General features: G+C 34.3%; 28 protein-coding genes and 1 pseudogene. 7 read left to right on the forward strand and 22 right to left on the reverse strand.

What is annotated here, in order from left to right; translation table 11 throughout:
* Nucleotides 1–10: 10 nt before the first annotated feature.
* Both B5P42_RS15670 and B5P42_RS15675 read right to left on the reverse strand, forming a co-directional pair.
* Nucleotides 11–973 carry an SPFH domain-containing protein gene (locus tag B5P42_RS15670; protein WP_113734613.1) on the reverse strand — a complete coding sequence of 321 codons (963 nt, stop codon included), beginning with the start codon at nt 971–973 and terminating at the stop codon, nt 11–13.
* Between the two features lie 2 nt (nt 974–975).
* Nucleotides 976–1,404, reverse strand: a complete 429-nt coding sequence (locus B5P42_RS15675; protein ID WP_113734614.1) for an NfeD family protein — start codon at nt 1,402–1,404, stop codon at nt 976–978.
* Nucleotides 1,405–1,755: 351 nt separating this feature from the next.
* Here B5P42_RS15675 and B5P42_RS32720 point away from each other — a divergent pair.
* Nucleotides 1,756–1,881: pseudogene (locus B5P42_RS32720) on the forward strand (MFS transporter); the annotation flags it as partial.
* Nucleotides 1,882–2,105: 224 nt separating this feature from the next.
* Here the strand turns inward: B5P42_RS32720 and B5P42_RS15685 are convergent.
* From B5P42_RS15685 to spoIIP, 5 genes are all read right to left on the reverse strand, one after another.
* Entirely contained in the window at nt 2,106–3,581 is a 1,476-nt protein-coding gene (locus B5P42_RS15685; protein ID WP_113734615.1) for an amidase family protein, read from the reverse strand.
* Nucleotides 3,582–3,768: 187 nt separating this feature from the next.
* Nucleotides 3,769–4,215, reverse strand: a complete 447-nt coding sequence (locus B5P42_RS15690) for an NUDIX hydrolase (protein WP_113734616.1) — start codon at nt 4,213–4,215, stop codon at nt 3,769–3,771.
* A gap of 23 nt (nt 4,216–4,238) precedes the next feature.
* Nucleotides 4,239–4,979, reverse strand: a complete 741-nt coding sequence (locus tag B5P42_RS15695; RefSeq protein ID WP_002031537.1) for a M15 family metallopeptidase — start codon at nt 4,977–4,979, stop codon at nt 4,239–4,241.
* An 11-nt stretch (nt 4,980–4,990) separates the two neighbouring features.
* Entirely contained in the window at nt 4,991–5,488 is a 498-nt protein-coding gene (locus B5P42_RS15700) for a GNAT family N-acetyltransferase (RefSeq protein WP_113734617.1), read from the reverse strand.
* Between the two features lie 287 nt (nt 5,489–5,775).
* Nucleotides 5,776–6,930: a stage II sporulation protein SpoIIP gene (gene spoIIP, locus B5P42_RS15710; protein WP_113734618.1), complete on the reverse strand. Its 1,155-nt coding sequence runs from the start codon at nt 6,928–6,930 to the stop codon at nt 5,776–5,778.
* Nucleotides 6,931–7,019: 89 nt separating this feature from the next.
* Here spoIIP and B5P42_RS15715 point away from each other — a divergent pair, with 89 nt between their 5' ends.
* Complete coding sequence (locus B5P42_RS15715) at nt 7,020–7,316, forward strand: hypothetical protein (RefSeq protein ID WP_044444214.1); 297 nt, start codon at nt 7,020–7,022, stop codon at nt 7,314–7,316.
* 4 nt (nt 7,317–7,320) lie between these two features.
* Entirely contained in the window at nt 7,321–7,626 is a 306-nt protein-coding gene (locus tag B5P42_RS32725; RefSeq protein ID WP_080466632.1) for a permease, read from the forward strand.
* Here the strand turns inward: B5P42_RS32725 and B5P42_RS15725 are convergent.
* The 4 genes from B5P42_RS15725 to cbpA form a co-directional block, all read right to left on the reverse strand.
* Nucleotides 7,599–8,165 (reverse strand): DUF1572 domain-containing protein, encoded by a 567-nt coding sequence (locus tag B5P42_RS15725; RefSeq protein ID WP_002135863.1) that lies wholly within the window; start codon nt 8,163–8,165, stop codon nt 7,599–7,601. The two genes, B5P42_RS32725 and B5P42_RS15725, sit on opposite strands and share 28 nt — an antisense overlap.
* Nucleotides 8,146–8,475: a chaperone CsaA gene (gene csaA / locus B5P42_RS15730; protein ID WP_001263027.1), complete on the reverse strand. Its 330-nt coding sequence runs from the start codon at nt 8,473–8,475 to the stop codon at nt 8,146–8,148. Before csaA ends, B5P42_RS15725 begins: the two co-directional genes overlap by 20 nt.
* 66 nt (nt 8,476–8,541) lie before the next feature.
* On the reverse strand, nt 8,542–9,879 hold the full coding sequence (gene brnQ4 / locus B5P42_RS15735; protein ID WP_407707244.1) for a branched-chain amino acid transport system II carrier protein BrnQ4: 1,338 nt from the start codon (nt 9,877–9,879) through the stop codon (nt 8,542–8,544).
* Between the two features lie 441 nt (nt 9,880–10,320).
* The gene (cbpA, locus tag B5P42_RS15740; RefSeq protein ID WP_113734619.1) at nt 10,321–10,968 is read right to left on the reverse strand and encodes a cyclic di-AMP binding protein CbpA; all 648 of its coding nucleotides are present in this window, start codon (nt 10,966–10,968) and stop codon (nt 10,321–10,323) included.
* Nucleotides 10,969–11,356: 388 nt separating this feature from the next.
* On the opposite strand from cbpA, the gene B5P42_RS15745 reads away from it, so the two are divergent.
* From B5P42_RS15745 to B5P42_RS15755, 3 genes are all read left to right on the forward strand, one after another.
* Entirely contained in the window at nt 11,357–12,244 is an 888-nt protein-coding gene (locus tag B5P42_RS15745) for a hypothetical protein (RefSeq protein ID WP_113734620.1), read from the forward strand.
* A 209-nt stretch (nt 12,245–12,453) separates the two neighbouring features.
* A complete protein-coding gene (locus B5P42_RS15750) occupies nt 12,454–13,761 on the forward strand; it encodes a hemolysin family protein (RefSeq protein ID WP_088032650.1) in 1,308 nt (435 codons plus the stop codon).
* Nucleotide 13,762: 1 nt separating this feature from the next.
* Nucleotides 13,763–14,245, forward strand: a complete 483-nt coding sequence (locus tag B5P42_RS15755; protein WP_000217328.1) for a DUF456 domain-containing protein — start codon at nt 13,763–13,765, stop codon at nt 14,243–14,245.
* Nucleotides 14,246–14,269: 24 nt separating this feature from the next.
* Here B5P42_RS15755 and B5P42_RS15760 read toward each other — a convergent pair whose 3' ends face one another.
* The 4 genes from B5P42_RS15760 to cls all read right to left on the reverse strand — a co-directional run bounded on the left by B5P42_RS15760 (nt 14,270) and on the right by cls (nt 17,187).
* Nucleotides 14,270–14,890, reverse strand: coding sequence for an NAD(P)-dependent oxidoreductase (locus tag B5P42_RS15760; RefSeq protein ID WP_113734621.1), 621 nt, complete (start codon nt 14,888–14,890; stop codon nt 14,270–14,272).
* A gap of 238 nt (nt 14,891–15,128) precedes the next feature.
* Nucleotides 15,129–15,308, reverse strand: coding sequence for a hypothetical protein (locus B5P42_RS15770; RefSeq protein ID WP_044444220.1), 180 nt, complete (start codon nt 15,306–15,308; stop codon nt 15,129–15,131).
* A 197-nt stretch (nt 15,309–15,505) separates the two neighbouring features.
* A complete protein-coding gene (locus tag B5P42_RS15775) occupies nt 15,506–15,970 on the reverse strand; it encodes a spore coat protein (RefSeq protein ID WP_002012450.1) in 465 nt (154 codons plus the stop codon).
* Nucleotides 15,971–16,002: 32 nt separating this feature from the next.
* Nucleotides 16,003–17,187, reverse strand: a complete 1,185-nt coding sequence (gene cls / locus B5P42_RS15780; RefSeq protein WP_002086049.1) for a cardiolipin synthase — start codon at nt 17,185–17,187, stop codon at nt 16,003–16,005.
* A 159-nt stretch (nt 17,188–17,346) separates the two neighbouring features.
* Between cls and B5P42_RS15785 the strand changes: the two genes are divergently transcribed.
* Nucleotides 17,347–17,433: a YjcZ family sporulation protein gene (locus B5P42_RS15785; RefSeq protein WP_000505094.1), complete on the forward strand. Its 87-nt coding sequence runs from the start codon at nt 17,347–17,349 to the stop codon at nt 17,431–17,433.
* Between the two features lie 129 nt (nt 17,434–17,562).
* Here B5P42_RS15785 and B5P42_RS15790 read toward each other — a convergent pair whose 3' ends face one another.
* The 7 genes from B5P42_RS15790 to B5P42_RS15820 form a co-directional block, all read right to left on the reverse strand.
* Nucleotides 17,563–18,069: an acyl-CoA thioesterase gene (locus B5P42_RS15790; RefSeq protein WP_002012448.1), complete on the reverse strand. Its 507-nt coding sequence runs from the start codon at nt 18,067–18,069 to the stop codon at nt 17,563–17,565.
* Between the two features lie 119 nt (nt 18,070–18,188).
* The gene (locus B5P42_RS15795) at nt 18,189–19,058 is read right to left on the reverse strand and encodes a TIGR03943 family putative permease subunit (RefSeq protein WP_044444221.1); all 870 of its coding nucleotides are present in this window, start codon (nt 19,056–19,058) and stop codon (nt 18,189–18,191) included.
* Between the two features lie 3 nt (nt 19,059–19,061).
* Nucleotides 19,062–19,958: a permease gene (locus B5P42_RS15800; protein ID WP_000418719.1), complete on the reverse strand. Its 897-nt coding sequence runs from the start codon at nt 19,956–19,958 to the stop codon at nt 19,062–19,064.
* 199 nt (nt 19,959–20,157) lie between these two features.
* Entirely contained in the window at nt 20,158–21,099 is a 942-nt protein-coding gene (locus B5P42_RS15805; protein ID WP_000932392.1) for a magnesium transporter CorA family protein, read from the reverse strand.
* A 184-nt stretch (nt 21,100–21,283) separates the two neighbouring features.
* Nucleotides 21,284–22,663, reverse strand: coding sequence for a putative polysaccharide biosynthesis protein (locus B5P42_RS15810; protein WP_002031482.1), 1,380 nt, complete (start codon nt 22,661–22,663; stop codon nt 21,284–21,286).
* Nucleotides 22,664–22,760: 97 nt separating this feature from the next.
* The gene (gene uptA / locus B5P42_RS15815) at nt 22,761–23,363 is read right to left on the reverse strand and encodes an undecaprenyl phosphate transporter UptA (protein WP_000881203.1); all 603 of its coding nucleotides are present in this window, start codon (nt 23,361–23,363) and stop codon (nt 22,761–22,763) included.
* 104 nt (nt 23,364–23,467) lie between these two features.
* A complete protein-coding gene (locus B5P42_RS15820; protein WP_113734622.1) occupies nt 23,468–24,085 on the reverse strand; it encodes an NUDIX hydrolase N-terminal domain-containing protein in 618 nt (205 codons plus the stop codon).
* Between the last annotated feature and the right edge of the window lie 44 nt (nt 24,086–24,129).

Consider the following 24,129-nt stretch of genomic DNA (forward strand, 5'->3'; position numbering starts at 1 on the left):
ACTCGTATAGTTATTTTTCTGTATCTGACGAAGGTAATTTCTTCGCTTGTTTCTCTTTGAAAATTTCCCCAATCGCACCAAGAGTACCAAGTGTTTCAATTGCATTAGACGGAATAAAGACTTTATTCGCTGGGCCTTTTGCAACCTCAATCAATGATTCAAATGATTTATAAGCAAGAACGCGTTCATCTAAATCTGCTGCTCGTAGTAATTCAATTCGACTTTGTTCTGCTTTTGCGATTTCCACAATCGCTCTTGCTTCCCCTTGCGCTTCTAATTCTTTTGCTTCTTTTATACCTTCAGCCTCGCGGATACGAGCTTCTTTATCCCCTTCGGCCATTAAAATCTTACTTTGTTTTTCCCCCTCAGCACGAAGGACTTTATCTTGTTTCGCAGCTTCTGCTTCTAAAATAATCGCACGTTTATTACGCTCTGCTTTCATTTGTTTTTCCATCGATACTTGCACATCTTTCGGCGGGTTAATATCAACTATTTCGACACGCTCAATACGAACGCCCCATTTTTCCGTCGCTTCGTCAAGCGCTAAACGGATTTCCATTGAAATTTTTTCACGGCCTGATAATGTTTCATCAAGTTCCATGTTACCAATAATTTGACGCATCGTTGCAGATGTAATATTACGAACACCATATTCATAGTTTGAAATACCATATGTCGCAAGTTCTGGCTCAACAATTTGATAGAAAATAATTGTATCAATTTCTACTTGCACATTATCTTTCGTAATTACCTTTTGCGGTGGTACATTCGTTTGTTGAATACGTAGATCGTGATATACACGTACGCGGTCTACAATTGGAATTAAAATATTTAATCCTGGGTGCATAATCCGTTGGAATTTACCAAATCTCTCAACAACCCCAACCTTTTGCTGTGGAATAATTTTAATTGTTAACGCAATAAATACAACGACAATTAAAGCAAAAATAATCGTTAATGTTAATGCTACCATATTTATTCACTCTCCTTTTTCACTTGTAACACAGTACTATGCCTCTTTATAACAACGACTTTTTCTCCGGCATCAATAGAAACATCTGAAATAGCTGTCCAAGTATCTCCATCCACTTTCACAATACCGTTCACTTCACTTGTAATCGCTTGCATGACAATCCCTTTTTTACCAACAAGTTTATCTACTGTATCAGTAAAACCTCTTGCTTCTCGAAAGTTTTTTGAAATTCTTTTCGTAAAGAAGGTCAATGTTAAACTTACAATTGCCCCGACAACCAATTGTAAAAACAGTGCATCAGGAGCAAACAAAGCAATAAGACCTCCGACAACAGCCCCAATTCCAAGCCAAAGCATGTAAAACGTAATCGACAACATTTCTGCGATAAATAAAATACCAGCTATTATAAACCAAATCACCCATCCAGCCATATGCAACCCTCACTTTCTTTCTCATTTTCTATATGTATATGAAGAAAAGAATGGTTTATCCGCCCTTTCTCATAGAGGGGGCGTTTGCTACAAGCTATTATATGTATTCGCTGTTACAACAAGCATTAATATAATGCTATATTAATATATTCTTCATTATACACGAAAACCCCTTTCAAAAAATGACAAAAAATTTAATTCTTTCAAAAATATATTTTTCTGATTATAATTTGAAAAATATTATTGATTTGAAGGTGGGCTTCTTATTGCAGAAACGTTCACTAGCTTACTATTTAGGCTCCAAAATGTGTATTATCCTCGCTGACATTGTATACAACTAAATCAGCTACAATTACCGATATTTTCGGTGTTCGTACTATTTATATTATCGCTTCTTTTCTTATTTTATGTTCTACTTGTTTGTCTTTTCGTTTATTAAAGCATCAGAGATTGCAAAAGAAAGAGATTTCTATTTAACATATTGTATCTAAGTGATTTATTTCTTATATAAGACTTCCAACTAAATAGTCCAATGAATTTACATCAACGATTTTTCAATTATATCTATTACAACTTACAATATATCAACGATTCGATATGAGATATCGATTCATCAAAAGAAATCGACAATACTTTTAGCTATTAATAAGAGAAGGCTGGCCTCCATAAATCCATTTCAGGCAACCTTCTCTCGTTTCTATTTACGATAAGTTTGGCATCTTCCTATGTTTTGTCGCTTGTTCAAAAGCATATGCTAGTTTAATTAATGCCCCTTCACTAAAAGCAGCACTTGCAAGAGTAATTCCAAAAGGCCTCCCATTATCCATATATCCCGCAGGTATTGCTATAGACGGATAACCTGCTTTCGCACATATAGTAGATCCTATATAAGAAGGGAACAGTATCGCATCCAGGTTATATTTTTCCAACGCAAAATCAATACCTTGTTTTTGCGAAAAATATATATCTTCTAATCTTGCGTTTAAATATTCTGGATTTCTTAACGTATTAGGAAAATCTTTTCTTCTTTCTAACTTAGTTTGTCCATATTTCAAAGCTCTTTCTGCTATGTTTTTATTAAACTCCATTAACTCCGAAATAGAATGTACTGGAATAGTAGAAGGTAATTTAGAAAGATAGTTATCCAAGCTGTGCTTCAGCTCATAAAGTGGAACTCCCCAACTCCATTCCCTATGAAAAGACGGAATATCAATATCTTCTACTACTGTCGCTCCCTCACTACGTAATACTTGGATCGTTTCCTCAAACAATTTTTCATCGTACTCACCATTTTCGTAATAATCTTTTGGAGCATTGCTATAAACACCAATCTTCGCTCCCTTTAAACCATTAGCATCGAGATAAGGCGTATAATCTTGATATGCCATTCCTTCACTTTTATGAGTAGCTACATCCTTCTCATCCACCCCAGTTAGACTCCCTAGTAAAATAGCAGCATCTGTTACTGTTCTAGCAAATGGCCCAGCTGTATCTTGTGAATAAGTGAAAGGAATAATTCCACTACGACTAATTAATCCAACAGTCGGCTTAATACCTACAACCGAGTTTTGAACAGCTGGGCTCAAAATAGAAGCATCTGTCTCTGTTCCAACGGATAATACAGTAAAGTTAGCGGCAACTGCTATAGCAGACCCTGTACTTGAGCCACCAACGAACATATCATCCTCTCCTGTACCGTAAGGATTAATTGTTTGACCACCTCTAGCGCTATATCCAGCCCACATTTCAAAAGACATTGCATTTGCTAGTTCTGTCATATTTGTTTTACCTATTATAATTGCTCCTGCTTCTCGAAGTTTTGTAACGAGAAATGCATCTTCACTACTTATATTTTGTTCCAGGGCAATCGTACCTGCACTTGTATGCATTGAGTCATTCGCTTCAATATTATCCTTAAGTAAAACAGGTATACCATGTAATAGGCCTCTTACACCTTTTGTCTTTCTTTCATGATCTAGCGCTTCTGCAATAAAGATAGCATCCGGATTGATTTCTAAAATAGAATTGATTTTCGGACCATCTTGGTCATACTTTGCGATTCTATGAAGATAATACATGACTAGTTCTTTTGAAGTTAACTTCCCAGCTTCCATTTCCTTTTGAATATCATGAATTGTTAATTCTTTTTGCAGTAGTGTATTGAACTGAATTTCCATTTTCATTCTCCTTTTATAAGCCCTTTTATATATGACGTATGTCTATTACTTTTTCATTTTCTCCGCTCCTCGTATTAACAACTACTATTCCTATACAGGAATTCAACTCACCAGTTTAAAAACCTTTAATTTCCAGAGAAATAAAAAGAGTCTGAAACGAATACAATATCGCCTCAGACCCTTTTTATTATTTTACATATAACTCTTCTAACAAATGTAAAAACTCGCCTTGTTTACCTGCTAATTTAGGGCATTTGTTAATATCAACCCACTCATAACAAAATACTAAACCTTTGTCTTCCTCACCAGCACTTACTATATGTTCCCACGTATCTTTCACATCTGTTAATAATGAAATGTGGAAAAAATGACGTTTTTGATATTCCTTTTTTTCTTTCATATAAATAATGTAATCAGAAAGGAAGCGCTCGATACAAAAATGGCGTAGTCCTGACTCTTCTTGTACTTCACGTAAAATTGCTGCCTCTAACGTTTCGCCTTCATCTACCGTCCCGCCTGGCACTTGGATACCAGCCTCTCGTATATCACGATGTTTAAAAACGAGTAGTTGCATAGCCCCTTCTTTTTCTCTCGTAATATATGCATGTACCTTTTTCTTATATAACATCGTCATCTTAGCCCTCTCCCCTCAATTCATTACTGCGTTACTTCTTCAATCGTCAGTTGGTTTTCATATAAATATGTAGCTTGCGGATTCCCAACATACCGTACATGCCACGGTTCATAACGATAACCGGTAATCCCTTCTTTCTCTTTCGTATATCTAATAACAAAACCAAACTTATGGGCATTTTCAGAAAGCCACTTTCCTTCTTTCGTCTCCCCAAAAACAGTTTCTAGCTGAAATTTAGCAGATTGAGATGTAATATCCATAGCTAGTCCTGTTTGATGTTCACTCGTACCAGGGACTGCACTAGACATCGCTGTCTTTGCTTCTCCATCTTGTCTTTTATACATTGTATTTAATGCTTTTTGTCGATCAAAAGATCTAAATCCAGAGACTGCAAAAAGGAAAATCCGCTCATTATTGGCTTGCTGAAACATTTCCTCAAGTGCCACCGCTGCCTCTTTCCTCATCTTTTTCTTCTCTTGATCACCTTCACTAGAGTAACGTACTTTCGGAACAACTAAATCTGGCGGTCTATACCCATCTGGTAAACGCCTATTTTTATTCACAAGTACAAGCATCGAACTTGGATTACTAATGACTGCGATATCCCCATCCATATTAGCAATCGTTTCTTTAGCTTTCGGAAATATATTGTTTACATTTACTTCCTTCGCCTCTTGCTCCTTGTACATCTTATAATTTATTCCTGCTACTCCAATGATCAGTATCATTGCTACGATACCAAGTAGTGCCCATCTTTTTTTCATATAACGACCTCTTATTTTAATAATTTGGCCATTTCATACTCATCGACACCTTTTCCATCGATGATAAGAGCAGATTTTTTGACACCTTCTTGTTCAAATCCAATTTTGCTATATAGTGCCTGAGCTCTTGTATTGTGGGCCATTACCGTTAATTCTAAACGCCATACATCATGTAATCTTGCCCACTTCTCCACTTCTTTAAACAAACTCGTTCCAATACCTCGGCCACTATACTCTTGCAAAATGCCAATTACAATGCCTGCCACATGTCTCTTTCTTCGGATATTATTTCCATTAACTAAAATAAACCCTACTATTCTCTCTTCTTCAACTGCTACAAATATTGTCGCATATTCATTTCCCATAAAACGTTGGACCATCTTTTCTTGTTGCTCTACTGTAGTTTTTCTTTCTCCTAGTTCGTATAACATAAATTTCGTCTCTTCGTCCAATTGCTTATTTAATTGCAAAAACGATGTTGCATCTTCTACTCTAATCTCTCGTATCACCTTGATCCCCTACCATTCTGTTAATTAAAAATTTTCCTTGTAAAAAAGATTTTCTCCATTATTCCGAAAATCCCTTTCTAAATTTCTTACTATAAATAGACAAATTTCGATATCAATATAATAATAGGGAATTTTGTCTATAATGTGACATATCTTTCTACCTATAGATTATGAACAAACAAAAAACGTAAGCTTCTCGCTTACGTTTATCCCGTATTAACGGGTATTCTGATTGATGAGGGCTAATAATCAGTAGGATAAACACTCCGGCTAATTAAACTCCCACTTTATCCATTCACTTTTTCCGCTTGCCAGAAATACCCTCCAAATGCTTTAGCAAGAACATCAATCGATCTATTTAATTGTTCCTCTGTATTATCTACGCCACCAACTTCAATTAAAATCGCCTGTCCTGATAAGTCTTGATTATAGACTCCATTTCCTGTTTGGAACCCCTTTTGAATTACACCACGGCTCACTCCTGGATATTTCTTATTAATTTCCTCATGAAGAGCTGTTGCTAATTGTAAGTTCTTTTCATAATTTTTATTTCCTTTCCCAATTACAAAAGCAAGCTTTGCATATGATTTATCTCCAATTGTTTTTGTCGTGACATTTTTCCGTGCACTATCACGGTGCAAATCGAAAAAATATTGGAGTTCTTTATTACCAGCCATCGCTTCTTGTACAATTTCTCGTGACAGTTTATAAGAACTATTACTATTTAATCCTTTACTTATTAATTTTTGACCAACATCAGTTTTATCGTTAGTAGCACCGATCCCTTCACTTTCTAACTGTTCTCGCAATCGATCGCCAACTATTGAAATATTCGTTACAGAACTCGTTGCTTTATTTGGATTTGGATCATTCGTTAAGTTAAGTAACGGCAAATAAGATTCCCAGCTATGTGAATGATAAATCAATGCAACTTGTCTTTTTCCAGTCGTTTGAGCTGGTTGTTTCTTCTCTTTATTCGGATCAGGCTTAGGAACTTGTCCAGCTTCTCCAGTCCGTTCCTTCACTACTTCTTCAAGAGGAACACTCGATTCTATCGGTAAGTTGGAATAATTTGTTCCTTCACCTGCTATAACGATTTCTGTATCATATTTCCCAAATCCCGGAAGTTCTTTCCCGACAAAACTACGTACATCATCAAAACGAATATTCGTAGCCATCGAAAAGAGGAATGAAGAAATAGAAAAGTCTTGATTCAAATTCCGGTACTCCTGTGTAAAATAATGATTCTCTTTCCCAATAACGTACATGTAACCATTCATTGATAACTCATTTAACCAATTATATAAATACGTTGACTTTGTCTCTTTCATGGAAGTTACCATTACACTAATAAGAAAGAAAGTCGCTAATACCGTAGTAATAATAAATATAATTAACTTGCGTACACTTGTTAATTTCACGTAAAAAAAGCCTCGATTCATACTATCACCCTCTCTATTTCAAGTTATGTACAAGCTCTAGAGAATAGACCGCTTAAATTCCGGCTATATTGTTAATGAGGTGAAATGAATTGAAGCTACTAATAGGAACATTACCAATCGTCTTATCATTTATTTTTTATTTGTTTGCTTTACATCCTAAAATTCGTATTGTGCTACATATTTCTGCGTACTTTGCACTGTATGTACTCGGTACAGTTATTTCCATTAATATATACGATGTTTTAATACAAGATTTAGTTTTCATGACGAGCATTCATGGAATTTTACTGAATCCATTTTTCCTTATTGCAGGAGCCTATATAGGAACATACACTTTATACTTACTTTTGTCTTACATTATTACAAATATAAAAAATGGAGCGTAATGAAATGCAACCACCGTTCATCTGTCATACATGCAAAAAAAGAATTGCGCGAAAGAAAGATCTTATTACCTCTACACGGCATTTCCGCTTTTATTTGTTTCATAACACTTGTTTCAAAAATCAGCAATTATTTGTCTCACGTTTTATTCCTATAAATACACTCTTCGGTTTCTTTCTTATTACATATGGGCTTATTGCTGGCAGCATTCTAATGTTCACGGAGCCCTCTATCAATTGGCTTATTTTTTTGCTTCCTATTTTATATCGGTTTCTTTCATATTATTACGTTGAACGTTTTTTCTGTAAATAACTAGTAGATTGACCTCTAGGAATGCTTAAACACTCCCATTCATTTTCTTTTAACATTTTACCAATGTAAATGATTTGTCCAATATGTAAAGCATAATGAGAAATTTGCCTTTCGATCGCTTGCATGACAGTGTGTTCTTCTCCACGAATGTATACTTTCTGCAAAATCTGCTCTGCTGTTAAAGTATCCATCGTTTTAAAAACATACTCCCACCCTTCTTGCCACGCAGCAAGCGCTTCTTGTTTTGAATTGTAGCCACCTTCAAATTCACCATCTCGGTTACGATCTATTTTTTCGCCATCAGACGTTAAAAATTCCGTCCATCTTGAACGCATATTACCATGCAAATGTTTCATTATAATCGCTATGCTATTTGTTTCTTCATGAGAAGACCATTGTATTTGTTCGTATGATAATTGAGAAAGTACCCGTTCTCCTTGTTGCTTTGTTGTTTTGAAATTAGAAATGGCACATTGTAAATATTCTCGTCCGATATCCATATTACCCCCTACCTTCACACTAACTAATTTTTGTTCCATTTGGCAGTTCCATATTAGGCTGAAGCAACACAACATCACCAGCTTCAGGAACTCCACCTAATACAAGCACTTCCGATTTAAATCCAGCTACACGCTTTGGCGGAAAATTTACAACAGCAACAATTTGCTGACCGATTAAGTCTTCTGGATTATATCTCTTCGTAATTTGAGCACTTGACTGCTTGACCCCAAGCTCCCCAAAATCAATTTCTAGTTTAATCGCTGGCACTCTCGCTTCTTTAAATTCCTCTGCCTGTGTTACTGTTCCAATTCTTACATCAAAAGTTAAAAAATCTTCAAAATTAGCCATTTTATCATTCCTCCCAATTATTACTTAGACAAAATACAAAAATCCCCTTTAAAAAAAGAAAGGCGCCTAAGCACCTTTCTTTTGTAATTCACTTAATTCATTTGATTTATAGAAGAAGAAACCGAGAATCCCGCCAATACATGATGGGATTAGCCATCCTATTCCTTCTTTATATAATGGTAACATTTGTAGCACATTAGAAATCGCATCAATTTTAATGTTCGCACTTTCTAAACCGTTAAAGAAACTAATTAACAACGCACCTAAAATAGCTCCAATATATATTGTATTACGCTTCCCTATCCATTTATGGAAATATGAAAGAACGATTAATACAATTGCAACTGGATAAATGATCATTAACACTGGTAATGTTACTGTGATTAATTGTGTTAACCCTAGGTTAGATACAATTAAACTAAATACACATACCATAGTTACAATCGTTTTATGCGAAAGTTTTGGGAATAAGTTTGTAAAGAAGCCAGCACACGCAGATGTTAATCCAACAGAAGTTGTTAAACAAGCGAGTATAATTACAAGTCCTAATAAAATTTTGCCACTTGTTCCATATAACTCATTTACAACATTCGTTAAAATAAGACCACCGTTCTCCGACACACCAAGTGATGTACTTGTAGATCCAAGATATGCAAGTGATAAATATATTAACGTTAAGCCTAATACAGCAATAATCCCTGATACAACTGTTATTTTTGCGATTTGTCCGCTCTCTTTTATCCCTTTTGAGCGAATAACTTGTACAACAACAATCCCAAACACAAGTGCACTAATCGCATCCATCGTTAAATATCCTTGAATAAATCCACCAAAGAAAGCATTCTCTTTATAAGCAGCTAAAGGTGCAGCCGGTTCTCCAATTGGATCAATAATTGCTTTTCCGACAATAACAGCAACAATCAATACTAACAATGGTGTAAGAAATTTCCCGAACCAATCCACTAATTTAGATGGATTTAATGATAAATACCACGTTATTCCGAAGAAAATTATAGTGAAAAGAAATAGCATGTACCACTCAGAAACCAATGCCTCTGATAAAAATGGCTTCATACCCATTTCAAATGAAACGGCTCCAGTACGCGGAATTGCGAAAAATGGTCCAATCGCTAAATAACTAATCAATGGGAAAATAAACGCAAATATAGGGTGAACTCTAGAAGATAGCGCTTTCAAGTCCCCCTCTACAAACGCGACAGCTGTCACAGCTAATAGGGGTAATCCGACTCCCGTTACAAGGAACCCGATTGTAGCAACCCAAACATTCTCTCCAGCTTGTTGCCCTAAAACTGGTGGGAAAATTAAATTTCCTGCTCCTAAAAATAGTGCAAATAACATTAAACCAATTGCTACTGTATCACCTGGCCTTAAACGTCCCTTCATAATTTTCATTTGCATAGCACTTTTTCATTGTTTATATCTCTTTTCACAATATGCTATGCATCCTCCTCTCTGCTCAAGATGATAAAATATGCCCCTTACAAAGCAGTGTCTTTCTCCATAATTTCTCCATTCCCCTTATTCTTACTCTAATTATTAATTTTTGATTTTTTTGAAAATTTAACTCATTAGAGTGGTATTGCGCGGAGTATAGTTGTCAGACCTCTTTGTTTTTATCACACATATAGTAACATATTTAGTTGAAAAATAAAAACATATTTTCAATTTGATTTTTTTGAAAATCAAAATTATCTACATATACTTCCTTTATTTATTCTATTACACAAATATTTTTTTAAATTTACGATTCATATATTTTATTATATTTAGATATCTTTATGTGAAAGAAAGTAAAAGCCATCAAAAATAAGATGGCTTTACTTTTTAGTCTATCGTTTCAACTTCACGTGGATTATTCATCTCTTCAACATACACAACTCTAAATCCATGGTCTTCTAAATCCTTTAGCAATGTTTCTAATTCACTATCTTCAAACTCTTCTCCCAATGTAAACATTATTCTACGTACTAATAAAGCATCATTATCAAAAGTCATTAAGCTTTGAATACCAGTGTATTTCTTTAGCACTGTCGATAATTTTTGAATGGCCCCATTATAATCTTGTGTTCCAATCATGACAGAATATTTACTAGAATGGACTCCCCATGCATCTTCTAATAGTTCAAAAACTTTTTTATGAGTTAAAATACCAAGGAAGACCCCTTTTTCATCAACTACTGATAAATACGGTAGTTTTTTAATTGTAAAAAATACTTTAAAGAAGGAAGAGTCTTCTCTCACGTACCCATTTTTATCGTTCAATAATTGTAATACATTATCTTCAAGTGAACCTTTATATTCTAAAATATCTACTTTGTATACATTCCCTAAAAACTTCTCTTTTTTTTCATCTAAAACTGGTACACAACGATACCCCGTTTTATTTAAATGTTCCAGCGCTTCCCCTATCGTAATTGAACTTGAGCAAAACAAAACTTCCCTTTTTGGCACATAATTCCCTTTAATCCTCATAAAAAAGCCTCCTTATGCTAAAATACTTTCTGTGCCATAACTATATTATATTTTCAGAAAAAAATAAATATATTATTTTATTTTTCTGAAAATTATTCATTTTTCCGTCATAATTTATTCATTAATCATACACTTATTTAAATTGAAACTTTAATAAGTGGGGATTTCCCCCCACTTATTATTAGCCTTCACCAATCGGGCTTTTACTGGCAGTCGATATACCCACCTAACTTCTACGCATTCGCCGCATTTTGAGGTAGAGTCTTACTGCCCGTTAAAGCGGGATAATCTCTCTAACTTACTTCGAGAAAAATATGTTGTAACTTTATCCGAAAAAAGCTAAAATAAGAATAAGAATTTTCTGAATATTCAAAGAGTAGGTGATTGTATGTCCTTATTGCGCTCACATATATGTAAATTTATAGCCGGTGTTTTGATTATTTTTGTCATAAGTCCCCTTCCAGCATTATTCATTACACATAATTACTCCTACTTAACTGGATTTGTAAGCATTTTTCATAATTTAGCACAGCCTTCTTCCATTTCAATTCCAACAATTGATTGGATGCATGAGCCTCTCCTTTTCTCAGCAAATCAGCTTGTACATACACAAAATATACTACATACCTCTAACCATTCGTCACCACTGTTCCCCTACATATGGGAAATATATTTTTTATCAATCGTTCGTTTCACATTCACTCTTGTAATCGGTTTCTTTATAAGTCTAGGAATTGGCCATCTATTTTTAAAAGCACCAAACTCATTAAAAAAGTGTAGTTCTTTATTTCGCTGGATACCGTATTCTTTTGGCACTGTGATATTACAATGTGCAGTCCTATTATCACTTCTCTACATATCTAAATTCATAAAGTTTCCTTTCTTCTCTTCTTTTATCATCGTATGTAGCACTTCTATGATAATCGTTATGCAAGCAATTAAAAAATGGCTACCGTTCTTAAATACTACTAATGAATACGAAATAAAAAATTCATCTTTCCTTGTTGATACGTTATTTATTGCGCTTACTTCCAATCATAAATCTATTTTGAGTTCCATTATTCTTTCATTCGTTTTTATGGAATGTATTTTTCATACAAACGGACTATTACAATTTATCGTCCAATTTGGTAGAAATGCGCCTATAGTTGTCACAATTGGTTTATTACTACTTTATATTCCATATAGCATCTTATCGTTTCTCCAAGCTTTATGGACAACAAACCACTCTAAACAAAACACGTATACTTTAACTAGAAGTATTTCGAAACCATAACATAGAATAACCGTCTACTTAAATTAAAAGTAGACGGTTATTCCTATTATATAGAGGACAAAATAACAGCAAATTAAAAAACTACTATAGAAACCTACCATTATTTACCCATTTTCTTTGACTAATCTTTTCATTTGGATTTATTATAAAAGTATAACATAATTACAGGAGGTGACATCTTTATTCCAAATTAGGAATAAAGAACACACTTGGACATATTAAATATTTTTCTCATCTTTATACTTATCCTTATTTCTGGTTTTTTCGTTGCTTCAGAATTCGCTGTCGTAAAAGTACGAAAAAGTCGAATTGACCAGCTTGCTAATGAAGGTAATAAACAAGCATTAGCTGCAAGAAGCGTTTTATCTAACTTAGACGTTTATTTATCCGCTTGTCAGCTTGGCATTACTATCACCTCTTTAGGACTTGGTTGGCTTGGTGAACCAACTGTGGAACATTTACTGCGACCACTATTTGAAAAAATCAATATTACTGGAACAATGGCTAACACGTTATCCTTTATTATTGCTTTTAGTGTGATTACTTTTTTCCATGTTGTATTAGGCGAGTTAGTTCCTAAGTCTTTCGCAATCCAAAAAGCTGAAGCAATCACATTAAAATTTGCAAAACCACTTATTTTATTTGATAAAATTATGTATCCGTTCATTTGGCTTCTCAATAGTGCAGCTATATTTTTCACAAAATTACTCGGTTTAGAGCCTGCGAAAGAAAATGAGCTTGCCCATTCCGAAGAAGAACTACGACTCATTTTAGGTGAAAGCTATAAAAGCGGCGAAATTAATCAAACCGAATATAAATATGTAAATAATATTTTTGAATTTGATGATCGTGTTGCTAAAGAAATTATGGTACCTAGAACTGAAATGGTTTGTTTATCTACTGAAAATACGTTAGAAGAAAATATGAAAATCGTTGCAACTGAAAAGTATACACGTTATCCTATTATAGAAAAGGATAAAGATGATATTATCGGAATGATAAATACGAAAGAGATTTTTCATAATCAAACAAAAGGCATTTACAAACCACTTGATGCTTACATACATCCTGTTTTAACTGTATTTGAAACAGTTCCCATTCGTAAAACGTTAATACACCTCCAAAAGAACCGCGTACAGATGGCGATTGTTATGGATGAATACGGCGGAACTGCTGGCCTTTTAACGATGGAGGATATTCTTGAAGAAATTATCGGAGAAATTCAAGATGAATTTGACGCAGACGAATCACCAATGATTGAAAAGCGTACTCCTAGGCTTACTGTTTTAGATGGGAAGGTACTCATTTCTGAAGTAAATGATATGTTTGGCCTACATATCGATGAAAGTGATTTAGATACAATTGGTGGTTGGCTTCTCTCTCAATCAATTGATTTAAATATTGAGGCTGGCTATTCAGTTGAATATGGTGGTTTTCAATTTAAAGCATTAGAACTTGATGGGCATCAAATTAAAAAGATTGCTGTACATAAATTAGATACTACAAAGGAGTTATAAAGTGACTGTTTTACTAACAATTTGTATCATTGCTTGTTTCATTGTTTCATTTCTTGCCTTTATATACCCCATTATCCCTGGCATCCTTGCCGTATGGGCTGGCTATTTCATTTATCATTTTGGAATAAACGGCGGAGAGTTAACGACATCTTTTTGGATTATTCAAGTCATTTTTACACTCTTCATTTTCGTTGCTGACTTTATCGCAAATGGATACTTCCTAAAAAAATACGGAAGTACAAAATCGGGCGAACGTGTTGGTATGGTTTCTATCATTGTCGGATCGTTCTTCTTCCCACCATTCGGGCTTATTATCATACCGTTCTTATCTGTATTTATTACGGAACTAATGCATAAAAAGGCGCCAAAAGACGCCCTTTTAGTCGGAATTGCAACTGTTGTCGGTTTTTTAAGTAGTACAGTAGCGAAAGCAATTCTCCAAATCATTATGATTATCATCTTTGTATGCTATATCATTTTTTAGCCTTCCCTATTTTGGGATGGTTTTTTAATATGAAATACCTACTCGGCTTTTCTCGTATAAGCTTTTATTACGTAAACTCCATGTAAACTGAGCTGTATCACCAACTGTGATTTTCGATCCATCTGTTGGCAACATATCTTTTTCAGTTCGATATACACCTGTTACATCACCATCTACTAAATGCGTCGGACAAACAACAGTCCAACATAGTTTACTATTATTCAGCACTTCATAAGCAGCTAAATGATCTTCCGCAGCTGTTGTCATTTTTCTTTTCGATTCTTTTGATTGGAAACGATATATACTTGGGTTTGTTCGCGCTTGTAAAATACCAGCAGTTCCTATTGTAACAATTTTCTTTATGCCCTCTTCTTCCATTTGCTTTATAATAATCGGTACACTCTTCTCTAACGTCCCATTCCGATCGGTTCCAAGAGCACTAATTACAATATCACATCCTTTAATCGCTTCCTTTATATCATCTCCGCTTAATACATTTCCCTTAATAACTTGCAACCTTTCATGCTCTGTTTCCACTCTACTCAAATCACGAACTAATATCGTTACTTCATATGAATCTTGTAATGCCAATTTCATAATGTGTGATCCTACTCTACCTGTCGCTCCTAATATGCATACTTTCATATATTATCCCCTCTTCCATTCTTTCTCTCTATTTTTCCGCAAAACTTACAAATATACAACAAAAAAGCTCCCTCGTATATGTGAGGAAGCTCTGTTATCCATTTATCCCGCTATTTGCGGGCAGTAAATTCGGCGAATGCGAGGAAATTAGGGGGGAGATAACTGCCCGTAAATGCCCGATTGGTGTGGGCTAATAATCAGTGGGGATGGACAAAATCCCCACTGATTAAAGTTTACTTTATTTCTTTTCTTTCGAATCAGAAGACTTATCTGTTCCGCTTGTTTCTTTATCTTTCTTTTCATCTTGCTGCGAAGTTGTGTCATCCTCTTTCTTTTTATCCTCATCTTTACTACAACCTACCATTAATAAAGAACTTGCAAGTGCCATAGCAGCTAATGACTTAACCCATTTGTTCATTTGCGTTTCCTCCCTTTGATAGAATATGTACAATCCCATATTACTCTTTATTTTTAAAGGAAAGATTTAAAAACAGTAAAGATATTGTAAACTTTTGTAAATACTCTGATAACACAACTGGTTTTTCTCAATTCTTCTAATTGAGCCTTTCATTAGACATAAAAAAACTAAGACGCCTTTCATTCCGTCTTAGTTTTTCACGCAAACTTCTCACTTTCATTTTCATATAAATGTTTAATTTTATATTCCTTCTTCACAACATATTGCCAAACACTATAAGCATAACGATTCATTTTCACAAAACAATTTTCCAAGAAAGAACGAAACTCTGGGTTCGCAACTTCTACTGCCACTTGAGCAAACTTTAATGCTAATCGCTTCAAATGTGAAATATAACAAATAGCAATCCCAATATCCCCTGTATACTCATTATCTGTTTCCCTATCCATTTCAGTAAATTCCGGCCACATTTGTTTACAAGTTATATGTTGTATATTTTCTCCTTCTTGAAAATTCACTTGTTCATTATATGCTTGTAACATATACGGCAAATGATGCTGTAATATATCCTTTAATTCTTCATCTCGAACCTTGCTCGTGTATTCTCCAACTTTATATATAAGTGTGTAACTATATGTCATCAATTCTTTCATACAATCCATTAAAGCGCCTCCCTTCCTATTTCATCTCTATACTATAAATATGATGCGATAACATTTGATATTCTTGCTAGAAACCAATCCCATCTACTAATTTTCTCAAAATCTTCTTCAGAAAATCGTTTTGATTTATGAAAGTCTTCTTTTAATCGACTCCATACGTCAGCAACGACTGTCTTATCATATATGAAACAGTTAGATTCGTTATTTAAGTAAAAACTTCTATTATCAAAATTTGCTGTACCAATATCAACCATTTCCTCATCGATGATTGTTACTTTCCCATGAAAAAATCCATTTCGATATTGATAAATCTCCGCTCCAGCATCTAACATGTCTTTCAAATAAGGATAGGCAGCCTGTTTTAGCAATACTGCATCACTTTTAAATGGGACGAGGATTTTTACATGGACACCACGATTTAATGCATCTTTCAGCCCCTTCACCATTTCTTTACTCGGTACAAAATATGGTGTAGCGATAATTAAAGAATGTTTTGCCTTCTTTAAAAACGCTCCATACTCCTTCCATAAACCTTTTCCATTCGAAAATACGTATTGATATTTTACATTTCCTTGTACAGGTAACTCTTGGTGTATAGGAAACTTTTCTCCCGTATCTTCTTGCCAATCTTCCGCAAACTTCCGTTCCATATCAGTAGCTCCATTCCCTTCGATGCGTACATGATAATCACGCCACGGACCAAATTTAGGATCCTGTCCAAGATATTCCTTTCCAATATTGAAGCCACCAATGTACGAAACTTTCCCATCTATAGTAACAATGCGTCTATGATTACGTTGATGCAAAGAATAAAATAAGTTTTTTAATTTAGGTTTTTTACTAAATGTAAACTTCACGCCTTTTTCTTTTAATTGATTAATTATCTTTTTCTTAAGCTTATATCCGCCAATGCGGTCTACTGACAATTTCACATCTACTCCGCTAGATGCTTTTTTCTCTAATAACTGTAAGAACTTTTGGCTTACTTCATCTTTTCCTACAATATAAAAATGAATATACACATTCTTTTCTGCACGATTTATATCCTCAAATAAACTTTTATATAACTCATCACCGTTCGTATATACTTGAAAATCCCCTGATCGGATTTTTTCTAATTCATATCCACTAGCCATTTTCTTCCCCATTTCCACATCAACGTTCATCCATATGAATACACCTATAAAACAAATTATTACAATTAAAAAGCGCTTCATGGATACGTTCCTTTCTCTAACTACTGTTATTCCTATATCTTTCCTTTTTTAAAACATTATCATACAAAAAATATGTCATTGCATGATATACGTCCATATCAAACAGGAGCTCATCTGCATATTGTATGTTGTATCTTAAAATAAAAGGAGGAAATAACAATGGGCTTCGCACATGGTAATGGATTTGCGCTACTAGTCGTATTATTTATCCTCTTAATTATCGTCGGTGCTGCTTGCTTCTGCTAAGCAGTTATTGTAGTACGATATGGGGATGAAAAAACTATAAAAGCGGACACCTATTTTTAGGTGTCCGCTTTTCATTTCAAAAATCTCCTAACCTATTACAAAATAGTACCACTAGGAAAATATTTTACATCAAAAAGTTAGCAGTGTAGCTACCTTCTTACTCTCTGCCTTACGAATATGGCGCTGTTCTGCACGTAACACAGCAATTCGATGCAATTCTTTCTCCTCTTCTGTCTCAGGGATAACACGCGGTACAGGGACTGGATTATTCTCCTTGCTAAGCGCAACAAAAGTAACGAATGAAGTTGCTGCTACACGTTTTTTACCTGAAATTAAATCTTCTGCTACTACTTTCACAAATATCTCCATAGAAGTTCTTCCCGTCCAAATTACGAAAGATTCATAACTAACACAATCTGAAGAACGTACTGGATGTAAGAAATCTACCCAATCCATAGACGCTGTGACACATTCCATTCTCGAGTGTCTCGTTGCTGAAATTGAAGCAACCATATCCATCTCCGCCAATATCTTTCCACCAAATAGCGTGTTATGATCATTTAAATCCGTTGGAAATACTCGACTCGTTTTAAACACCCTTGATTCATTAGCTGTTTTACCCTTTACTTCAGTCATTGTTATCACCCCTTTAATTATTTATCCCTAATATCCCAATATACACTACACCTCATGAACTACACGTTTAATATTAACAATTTTTAGAACTTTTAGTCCACAAAAAAGAACCGATTTTATCAATCGGCTCCTCTAAATACATATTGTTCTTTCGGCTGTTCAACTTTATTCCATTTCGTTACCTCTAAAACAGGAATATTTGCATGGAACGGCTGATAAAATTCAGTTGAAATTTCTCCCTCTACCTGAATCCAATCATCATTTTTCCACTCTACACCTTCCGGTTTTTTAACTAACATACCATATACACCCGAATCCGCTACACAATGTATAATACCGAAACGGAATAAGAAATATTGTTCCTTTTTAGAAGAATCATCTCGGAAAACAAATCCTTTATAAGACAGAGTTTTACCAGTAAATTCACCAGGATAATTATAAATTGTCTCCATACCCTTTAAGAAATCTTCATCTTTTAAAGTGATATTATCTTTCGTAACAAACTCTTTCTTCCCTTTTTCCATTACACCACGATATCCTTCTTTCCCGTAATAAATACTCGTATCCGGTCTTAAGAATTGTCTTGTCATAAATGGATCTTTACTTTCTGCTTGCGCTACTGGAAAATGGAATCCCTTCGCCTTAACAATATCGGAATCTAATGTTGCAATTGGGAAAAACAATCCTGTAATGATTGGAAAACAGAATAACGTGTAAGAAAACACTTTTTTCCACCATGTATTCTCATCTTTCGAATGATCATGCCCACAATGACTATGATCACAACTACAATCATGTTTCTCTTTTTCCTTTTGGTGCTCTTTTTGGAAAACGATAATAATTTGTACAATCGTTAAGAAACCTAAAATAATAGCAGCAGTTTTTGATAAATAGGCGTACTTCATATTTATATACTTCGTAATGTTACCGGAAATATGAAGCTGTCCAATTAAAATTGTAAAGCCTAATAATATATATGCTCGAAACATAACCTACCACCCCATCGCATAAATGAGTAGTGAGCTTGCATAAACAACAAGTGTAACTGTAACCGTCACAACAATTACAAATTTTGTTTTAAATGTCGCAAGCATCATAAACATATTTTTAATATCCACCATCGGTCCATATACGAGAAACGCGACAAGTGACGCTGTTGAAAATGTACTTTGGAACGAAGAAGCAATAAATGCATCTGCCTCTGAACAAAGTGATAAAATGAAAGCAAGTCCCATCATTACAGCTGATGAAGAAAACGGACCTTGTCCAATAGCAAGCAATGTTGAAGTTTGTACAAACGTTTGAACTGCAGCAGCAATTAACGCTCCTAACACTAAATATTTCCCCATTGAGAAAAATTCCTCAACAGCATGTGTACATACATCCCACATTTTTGTACGTAACGGACGCTTATGGTTCACTTCTGGGAAGTGATCATCTCTTAATTGATGTTCTTTAAACATAAATGATAATATAATTCCAACGATAATTGCTACGATAATCGCTACAATAGAACGATACCATACCATGTGCATACTACTTCCAAAAGCAACATATGTTGCAAATAATACAACTGGATTAATAATCGGTCCAGTTAACATAAATGCAATTCCTGCATAGGGTGGAACCCCTTTTCCGATTAATCGTCTTACAATCGGAACAATTCCACATTCACATCCAGGAAACATCATACCTAAAAAAGTAGCTAATAAAACAGACAGAAATCGGTTTTTAGGCATCCATTTTGCCACCATATCTTCTGTCACAAACATTTGAATGAATCCTGAAATAAATACACCAATTAGCACAAAAGGAAGTGCTTCGATTAATATTGAGATAAAGATTGTATTCATTTGCAGGAATGCTTTCGGTAATTGAAACAATTCCATGATGTATTTCCTCCAACTTTTCATTAACAATATGTAATTTTAACCCCATTTCATTATTTGAACAAGAGTTATATGGAATTCATAACCTTCATACACATTACATTTCACAAGTTATATTCTGTTCCAAAATTGAGATTTCATAGCAAAAAAAGCTGCGCTAGCACAGTTTTATAACTATGCTAGCGCAGCTTTCCTATCATTAAAAGTAACGTTTCTTCCAAAAAACAAATGCTAAAGTGAAAGATAATGTTACACATATTATAAGTACAATTACAAAACCATGTGCTTCCCCTTCAAACGGAACCTTTACATTCATTCCAAAGAAACTAGAAACCATCGTTGGTAATGATAAAATGATTGTAATAGAAGTCAACAGTTTCATAACACTATTTAAATTGTTAGAAATAACCGAACTAAATGTATTCATCATTCCACTTAAAATGTGACTATATATTTCCGCCATTTCAATAGCCTGCTTATTTTCAATTAATACATCTTCTAGTAAATCTTGATCGTCTTCATACATTTTCAAAAATGTACTGTTTCGCATTAATTTTTGAATTACAATTTTATTTGCCTTTAATGATGTTGTAAAATAAACTAAACTTTTTTCAAGGCCGAGCAATGTGAAAATTTCTTTATTTTTCATCGACTTATTTAATTGGTGCTCTAAATCGATTGTTTTTCGATTAATTTGCTTTAAGTATCTTAAATAATAAGTAGAAATCGTATATAAGAGCTGAAGTGCAAAGCGTGTCTTTTTAAACGTATAAAATTCTTTAATACGTTGATTAATAAAACGTTCAAAAATTGGGTTTTCTTCTAAACAAATTGTCACAAAGCAATCTGGCATTACAATCATACCTATTGGAATCGTGTCATAAATCGAATTTCCTTCTTCATCATGTCTAACTGTTGGAATATCCACGATTATTAAAGTATTATTGTCTTCCTTTTCAATACGAGAGCGTTCTTCATCATCTAAAGGGTCTTTAATGAAATCTAAGTCTACATTTAAAGTTTGTACTAGATATTGAATTTCTTCTTCCGTTGGATGAAGTACATTAATCCAGCAACCCTTTTGCATTTCCTCAACCTCTTGTAGTTTTCCGTTTCGGTCTGTTAAATAAATATTTAACATACTATCACCCCGATTCTTTTTACATGTAGGAATCTACCTCTCTTACATAACAGTTTTTGAACCGCCATTCTCAGCATATGAAACATACGTTTAAATTTCAATAGAAAAATTATTTTGAAAACGTTTTTATAAGAAAAATATTCTAAACAAAGAAAAAGACAGAGTGCTCTCTGCCTTAAAAAGCTTATGTTGCCTTTATAACATATTTAGAAAGCATCCACAAGTTAAAGCCAACTGAAATCGTATAGCCAGCGTATGTTGAAATAATAAAACTTACATAATCAAAATACGGTAGCAATACAATATTTAAAACTATCTTCACAGTTATTCCAATTACTAATCCTAGCACTGTTTTCTGTTGTTGATTAATTCCTTGTAACATGGCAGCGGTTACTGTAAATAGTGAGAATAGTATACAAGCAGGAGCATAGTACTGCAAAATAATACTGCCCATCTCCGGATCATTTCCAGCACCAAATAAAAGAGTATACACTGGTTTTGCTAAAATCATCATTCCAATCGCCGCCGGTACAGTAATTCCTACCACTAATAAATTTGTCCTTGTAAAGTGTTTATACAGTAGCTTCTCATTTCCCGCTGTATAAGCTTTCGTCATCTCAGGTACAAGGGACATACTAAAAGCTGTTGCAACAGAAACCGGGATAAGTACAACCATTTGAACAAGGCCAATAATCGCATTAATCTTTTCTGCTTCTCCTTGCATATATCCTACTTGTATAAGTAGCTTATTAATTGTAAATGTATCAATCGTCTGATATAACGGAATCGCTAATCCAACTACAACGAAAGGAATAGAATATGTAAACAGTTCTCTATACAACGAAAAAAAAGTTTTCGTCGTTTGTGGTATACTGGCAATCTCTTTTTTCTTTAAATGTTTTCTCCTTCTTATATAATACGCACTTAAAACACTTAATCCACCTAGTGCTCCCATAAATGCTCCAAACGTTGAAATACCAACTGCCAACGAAACAGAAGCTTTTATAACATATAAAACGACAAAGCTTCCTATCAAAATAGTTAAGACCCGAAAAAATTGCTCTACAACTACACTGAGCGCAGAAGGTCCCATAGATTGAAAACCTTGAAAGAAACCACGTAACAAGCTCATTACAGGAACGAGTATTAACGCAAAACTTACAATTTGAATATTGTGTGTGACAGCTACCACACTATTACCCGACTGATCATTTCCATCAATCACAAGTTTAGCTAAATGTGGTGCTAACATATATAATGCTAAACAAGAAATAACGCCCATAATGACCATAAAAACGATACCACTCTTTAGCACTCTCTTAACAGTGTGATAATCATTGAGTTGATCATATTTTGAAACCATTTTTGAAACGGCAAGTGGCAATCCCATCGTTGCAATACTAAGCATAATTGTATAAGGACGGTATGCATACGTATATAATACGTACCCACTCGTACCCACCATTGCTGTAAATGGTATAACATATATAAACCCTAACATTTTAGATATCATCGTTGCCATCGTTAAAAATATCGTTCCACGTAAAAACGGTGATCCTTTCATCACATTCCCCCGCTACGCTTTATTATTACACATTATGGACAACTCCTTTTTTTTAGAACTGAAACAAATAAAAAAAGCCAATGAAAAATCATTGACTTTAACGCGCTGCTTTTTTCTTTTTTAAATACTTTAAACCGAAGTATAGAGCAACAAAGAGAACAGCTCCTATAATTATGTAATGTGTGTAATCAGATGCATACTCTTTAATGTGTCGCCAATTTCCACCAAGCTTTTCACCTAAGTAGATAAATAGTATTGACCATGGGATAATCGCAACTACTGTATATAGTGTAAATAGTTTTAACGGCATTTTAGCTAATCCTGCTGGAATAGAGATTGCATGACGTACTACTGGGATAAAGCGTGCAGAAAAGATTACTCCTGCTCCGTAACGCTTAAACCAACCTTCCGCTATGTCTAAATGGTGTTTATTAATAAGTAGATATTTCCCATATTTCTCTACAACCGGACGCCCTCCGTAATATCCAAGCCAGTATAAAAAGATTTGCGCTAAAGTACCACCAATAGTTCCGGCGATAACTGCACCGACAAAACTAATTTTACCATCCGCTACTAAAAATCCAGCATACGAAAGTACAATTTCACTCGGGATAATTTCAATCATTAAAGCTAGCGCTACTCCAAAGTAACCTAGGCTTGCAAAAAATTGCAATAACTGATCTATTATGCTTGCTAACATTTTATTTTCTATCTCCTTTTTTCTTCACATACCATCCCATTATTACATAAAGGTCGCATTCTGCCAATATCTTCATTTCAACAATATCATCGGCATAAGCATTATTAATCTATTAATGTTTCTTTTTGAGGTTCTTTCATGTAGGCAAACATTTCTTTAATTTGCTCTTCTGTATTTCTAGCAATCGATAAATTAGGTAATTCATTCTCATCAAAAAACTCCACATCTTCTGTTTCAATACTAGTTTTCTTTTCGCCACCAATAATCTTACAGCCAATAAAAATTTTATATACATGTGTTGCTGAAGGCGATGGTTGATGTTTTTCTTTATCAAATATAGCGAGTAGCTTAAAATCATCTACTTCATAGCCCGTCTCCTCTAAAACTTCTTTTGCTGCTACTTCTGTCGGCGTATAACCGATATCAGCCCATCCACCTGGCAATGCCCATTTCCCATCACTTTTTTCTTTCACAAATAATAACTTTTCATTTTGAAAAACGACTGCTCTTATATCAACTTTAGGTGTTTGATAGCCTGTCTCACTTGCAAATAAATTCTCTACTACTTCCCAATCTGTCTTTGTGTAATGTGACATCATTGAAACTGAAATGTCCCGTAATTGTTGGAAACGCTCTATATCATATACATCCTTAGAATACGTTAAACCCGCTTGAGCTATAGATTGTATTTGTTTTACCCAATCAATCCACTTGACCGTCATGTTTCCACATCTCCATTCTTTATTAAGTAAATATTACGTCAATT

This window comes from Bacillus sp. SRB_331 (assembly GCF_003264175.1).
In the GTDB taxonomy this organism is placed as follows: Bacteria; Bacillota; Bacilli; order Bacillales; family Bacillaceae_G; genus Bacillus_A; species Bacillus_A mycoides.